General features: G+C 76.3%; 1 pseudogene. It reads right to left on the bottom strand.

Going from position 1 to position 5,952, the window contains the following annotated elements:
• Positions 1-5,952 (bottom strand): annotated as a pseudogene (locus tag ABZ885_RS33825) (hypothetical protein); the annotation flags it as partial.

Genomic DNA, 5,952 nt, shown 5'->3' with positions numbered 1-5,952 from the left:
ACCGGTAGACGTCCGGGACGGGCCCCCCGGCCGCGGCCGCGGCCGGCGGCGCGGAGGCGTCCGTCCAGTGCGCCGCCCAGGCCTGCGCGACGGCGGTGGCGAGCGTCCGGTAGGTGGCGAGCGCGTTGGCCAGGGCGGTGCGCCGGTCCGGGTCGGCACGCTCCCAGACGGTCAGGCCGGCGAGCAGGCCGAGCAGCGGGGCGGAGACCGCGGTGTACTGCGCCAGGGCGCTGAACAGGTCGTCCTCCGGTGCGGCGGCGGGGGTGCGGGGTGCCTGGTTGTACGTGATCCGGAGTTCGAGGGTGTCCTGCTCGGCCGACTGGTGCTGCACGGAGAAGCGGTACCGCCAGTGCAGTGCGTCGTCGAGCCGGTCGGCCGAGGTGGGGACGTCGGCGTGCTGGTCGAGCAGGATCGGCATCGGCGGGTACGCGCGCAGCGGGAGCGGCACCCGCGGCGAGCCGAGGTCGAAGTCCAGGGCGGGCGGCGAGCCGGAGGCGAGGGGGGTGACGAACGTGAGCCAGTCGGACCGGTCGTAGCCCTCGACCTCCCGCTCGATCCCGAACTCCAGCTGGACGCCGGAGAAGTCGAGGGTGAGGTCGAGCGCGGCGTGCGCGGCCACGTCGGGGACGGTGACGAGGAAGCTGATCTGCGCGTCGCCGTCGGCGAGCGGGACCTTGCCGTTCGACAGGGTCGCGGTCCGCAGGTGTTCCGGGACGTCGCCGTAGTCGACGACCGGGTTGCCGGACAGCCGCGCGTACACGTCCGTCCACGGCGATGTCGCACCGGTGTCGTACTGGACGACGGCCGAGGTCGCGTAGCCGCGGGTGAGCGAGGCGAGCAGCTCCTGGCGCAGCCGTTCGACGGCCGCCGCGCGCTCGGCGTCGGCTCCGGTGTCGGATCGGGCGGCCGGCTCCTCCGGGGCGAGGACGTGGTCGAGGCCTGCGGCGATCGCGCCGGCGAGCGTCTTCTTGACGTCGATGATCCCGTCGAGCACGTCCCGGCCCAGCTCGTACGCGCCTCGCACGTACGCGGCTGACAGCAGCAGCTCGACGTCCGTGAGGAACCCGCGGGCCCAGAGTTCCAGGTCGATTCCCTGGTAGTCACGGGTCCGGCTTCCGGTCAGCAGCCCGGTACCGGCGTCGAATCCACGGGTCTCCACGTGCCGGCGTGCGATGAGTGTGGTGGCGAGCGGGCGGATCGCGAAGGTGCGCGGCTGCCGGCTGCCGGCGATCTCCAGCGGGGGTTCGACGGCGACGCGCTCGATGCCGCCGGTGCCGAAGACGACCGCCCACACGTCGGTGCCGGACACCGTGGCGGACGTACGGCCCGGCGCCGTCGCCAGCCGCAGGACCGGCACCGCACGCTGGACCTGTTCGGCGAACGCCGCCAGGCTGAGCGCACCGCTCTGGGCACGGTCGGTGCTCCGGCCGGCCGGAACGGCCGTCACCGCGCGGGTCGCGGTGGCGGCGAGGGCCGGGTCGACCAGCGCGGGATCGCGGGAGAGCTCCAGCGCCACGGTGACGGGGAAGACGGGCGCGGGGAAGGACCACCGGACGCCGTCCGCCGTCGGTTCGCCGAGCCCGCCGGTGAGGCGGGCGGTGGCCGGGGGGACGACCACGCGCGCGCCGGGCCGCAGGAACGCGGTGTCGGCGTTGGCCGCGGCGACGGCCTCGATGCCGGTGGTGACGCCGCGCCGGCGGAACCGCTCGACCAGGGCGGTGAGCGTGTCGTGGTCGGCGGTCGTCTCGGTGGGCACGGTGCCGCCGTCCGTGTCCGGCTGCCGCCCGCGCAGCACCTGCCCGGGCAGCAGCAGGTCCGGTGTGCCGGCGTTCGCGGCGAGCAGTGCGACCGCGGTGACGCCGAACCGCCGGGCGGCCGCCTGCGGGGTCACGCCGGCCGCCGCGGGCTGCCCGGGGAGCACGCCGGGCGGGCAGACCAGCAGTGCTCCGGCCGCGAGCACGTCGGTCCGCCCGCCGATCGCGGCGGCGAGCGCGGCGAGTCCGACCGGCGGGCCGAACAGTGCGCAGACCTCGGCGAACGAGGCGGGCGCCGCCGTCGTCACCGATGCGCCGCCGACCGTGACGGTGACGCCCGACGCGACGGTCCCCGGCATCGTGGCGTTGGCCTCGGCCAGGCCGGCTCCGGGGAAGTGCGCGGCGATGCCGTCGAGCGAGTCGCCCCCGCGCACGGTGTACGGCACCCGCAGGGCGTCGGGGTCCGCCGGCCACGCCCACATCCCGGGCACGACCGGGGGCGAGCCGGCCGAGACGGCGACCGGGCCGTTGTGCCGCAGCAGTGCGCCGGGGGTGGTGGCGTGGACGGCGGCGAAGTGCCCGAGCGTGTCGCCCGCGGGCACGGCCGTCGGCGTCGTGGTGAGGAACACCGGCGTGCCCGGGGTGAAGAGACCGGCGGTCGTGGTGTTCAGCGGCGCGAGCTGCCCGGGGGTGAGGCCGGGCCGGTTGTCGCGCAGGGTGTCGCCGCTCTCGACCAGGTAGCCGGTGACCTCGAGACACGCGCCCGCTCGGAAGAGGCCCGGCCGGTCCCCGTTCAGGGACACCACCTGGGCGGCGTCGAACGGGACCCCGAGCTCCTGGAACGCCGAGGCGATGTCCGCCGGCGTCGCCCCGGCGGCCGGTCCGTCGGGTGCGACCTGCACCTGGACGCCGTTGCAGTCGAAGACGAACCCCGGCGTGAGCAGCCCGGAGCGGTCCTGGTTGGCCGTCACCAGCGTGGTGAGGGTGCAGCGCAGCGCCGCCGCGAGCTCCCCGGCCGGCGGTGACTCGGCGGTCGGTGACCCGGCGGTCGGTGACCCGGCGGTCGGTGACCCGGCCGTCGGTGAGCAGCCCGTCGGTGACCCGCCCGGCACCACGGCGTCGCGCGCCGGGGTGACGAGCTCGACGGACGGGTTCAGCGGCAGCACGGTGTTGTCCTCGTCCAGCAGCACCTGCTCCGGGTCGAGGGCGGGGTCGACCGCGCGGCACAGCCCGGCGACGGTGTCGCCGTTGCGGAACGCCGCGCTCACCGGCACCGCGAGTCCGTCGGCGTCCAGGATGACGTCGATGGCCGCGTCCGCGTTCGCCGCGCCCAGCTCGTCGTAGCCGACGCCGTACGTGGTGCAGAGGTCGTCGAGGGTCGTGGCGTCGCCGGCGGGTGCGGAGGTGATCGCCGCGAGCGAGTCGAGCAGCGCGTGGGCGCCGATGACGTACCGGCGGAGCACGGCCACGTCGACGGGGAGCGGGGTGGGCTCCGATCCGGGTTCCTGCCGGAGGGAGGTGAGCAGTGCGGCCCGGACGTCGGGCCGGGCGAGCTGGTAGTAGACCGGCACCAGGCGGTCCCGGTCGCGCTGCGCCGCAGCGGCGGCCGACAGACCGGCCTCGGCCGCGCCCGGCTGGTAGCTGACGGTCTGCAGGTCGACGGCGACGGTCAGTTCGGCAGCCTCCTCGGCCGTTTCGGCGGCCGGCTCCACGGTGTAGCGGAGGGTGGTCGAGGGCCAGGCGCCGGCGCCGATGACCGGGTCGGTGTACCGGACGGGCACGTCGGCCTGGTCCGGACTGCCCGAGCGGTTGCCGAACACGTCCTGGAACCACACCGAGACCCGCGCCTGCGCGTCGGCGGCGATCCCGGCGTACGGGTCGCGGTCCGGGGGCGGGGCGGTGGGGACGGCCTCGGCGCGGTGCAGGGCGAAGCGGCTGACGTCGACGATCCGGGTGAGGTCCCAGACCTCCTCGGCGGCCTCGTCGGCGGCCAGGAGGCCGAGGTCGTCGGTGCCGTCGGCCGGCTTCGGCGACACCGCCCGGCTCTCGACGCTGCCGCGGAAGCCCGTGGTCGCCTCCAGCCGGAAGCCGAGCAGCCCGTAGAGGCGTCGCAGCAGCCCCTGCGGGGTGTCGTCGGCCAGCGGGTTGGCGAACCGCGCGGTGAAGCCGGCCTGGCCGGGGTCGAGCGAGGCGGCGGGCCGCAGCTCGGGCGGGTTCACCGCGCGGGCGGCGAGCGCGACCGAGGCCGGGTCCACCCCGTCGCCGACCACGGCGGCGTTGGTGAAGGCGTACAGGTGCCGGTCCGGGTCCTCCCCGCACTGCGAGGACAGCTGGGCGAGCAGCGACAGCCGGGCGAGCCCGTCCTGGTCGAAGATCGAGTCGGGCACCTCGCCGCGGTACTGCAGCCAGTAGCCGCCGCCGCCCACGACGCTGCACTCCCACAGCAGCGTCAGGAACCGCTCGGTGTCGGCGATCGCCGCGAAGTGCCGCCCGGCGGTGGCGCTCGCGGCGCCCGGACCGCTGCCGGTCTCGGTGGTCAGGTTGGTCTGGACGAGGAACGTCCGGTCGGTGTCGAGCGGTGTCGAGGTCAGGCCCGGGCCGAGGCCGGGGGAGGGCGGCCGTTGCCAGAGCACGGTGAGCAGCAGTCTTTCGCCGGGCGGCGCGGGCGGGAAGTCCCCGGTCGCCGGCCTGCCGGGGATGCTCGCCAGGTACTCCAGGAGCTGCGCGACGCGCTGCCGGTCCTCGGCGTCCGCGCCGAGCACCTCGGCCGTCCCCGGGAGGCCCGGAACGCGGCGGACGCCGAACGAGAGCAGCGTCGCCCAGGCGTAGCTGCCGAGCTCGGTGTACCGGGCGTCCGCCCCGGTCTGCGGGGTGGTCTGTTCCAGCAGGTACCCGGAGCTGCTGCGGCCCGACCCGGCGCTCGCCGTGAGGTCGGCCGGCAGCGGCCACAGGGAGGGCGGACCGGAGGGGTCCCCGGGCAGGTGGACGGGGGTGGTGGTGCGCCAGGGGATCATCCGGGTGACGGCGTGACGGGTGCCGACCGCGTGCGCCGCCGGCAGCGCCGCGAGCGGGCTCTCGACGACGGGCGCCAGCCCGGTGGCGGGGTAGTTGTCCCGCAGGTCGGCGGCGGTGATCGAGATGACCGCGCTGTCGGCACCGGCGGGGCCGAGCCGGATCACGCCGTCGTGGACGGTCGCGTCGGCGAAGGTCAGCCAGTCGGCGGGCAGCGCCTTGCCGACGGTGATGGTGACGACCGGCCCCTCGCCCTCGGCCCTGGCCGGGGCCGGCGGTGGTCCGGTGACCTGCTGCCCGGTCAGCTCGTAGCCGCCGGTCATCGGGCCGGTGGCGTGGTGGACGCCGTCGGCCGCGACCGGTGCGGGCAGGCGCAGCCCGCCCAGCATGAAGCGCGCGACCTGGCCGCTCACCGTCCCCGTCGCCGGCCCGTCGTGCATCGCCGCGAGGAGGTCGTCCAGCCCCAGCGCGGGCACGTCGGGGACGGTGAACCCGGGCCCGGGGGCCAGCACGCCCGCGTCGGAGGCCATCCGCCCGGCGAGGTCCTCGATGCCGAGCCCGTACGCCTGGGCCAGCGTCAGCACGTTGAGGCCGGCGGTCGTCGTGCCGACCGCGCCCGGTACCCCGACGGTGACCAGCGGGACGAGCGCGTCCGCCGCGGCCGCGTACGGGTCGAAGCGCGCCGTGGGGAGCAGGAGCCGGTTCTGGAGCGAGCGCAGCGTGTCGTTCGGCAGGACCACCGCCGCCGCGTCGGCGGGCAGCCGGACACCGCCGTCCCGGTCCGCCGGCCGGTTCGCCGCGCGGACCGCTTCGAGCCAGGCGGCGAACGGCGTGCCCGGGACGACGTTCTGGACCAGCGCGGCGTACGCGGCGACGTCGAGGACGGTGTCGCCCGGCAGGGTGGTCCAGCTGAGCGTGGTGGTGCTCTGGTAGCCGTCCGGCACCCGGAGGGCCGGGGGCAGCGGCTGCGCCGGGTTGTCGTTCAGCCGGTCGATCGCCTGCTGGTACCAGTCGGCGAGCGGCACCTCGTGCGGCGGCGTCAGGCCGAGCCGGACGGAGAAGACCGCCGCGGTGTCGTCGACGGACAGCCCGGCGTGGACGAAGCCGGGCAGCGGCACGGCCGCTCCGGCGCGCAGCAGCGGGGTGGTGTCGCGCAGGTGGTCCAGCAGCGCGGTCCGGTCGGCGC

Origin of the sequence: Kitasatospora sp. NPDC047058 (assembly GCF_040643935.1) — a bacterium.
Lineage (GTDB): Bacteria > Actinomycetota > Actinomycetes > Streptomycetales > Streptomycetaceae > Kitasatospora.
Note: the sequence above shows the minus strand (reverse complement) of the source record. Positions and strands in the feature narration are given on the sequence as shown.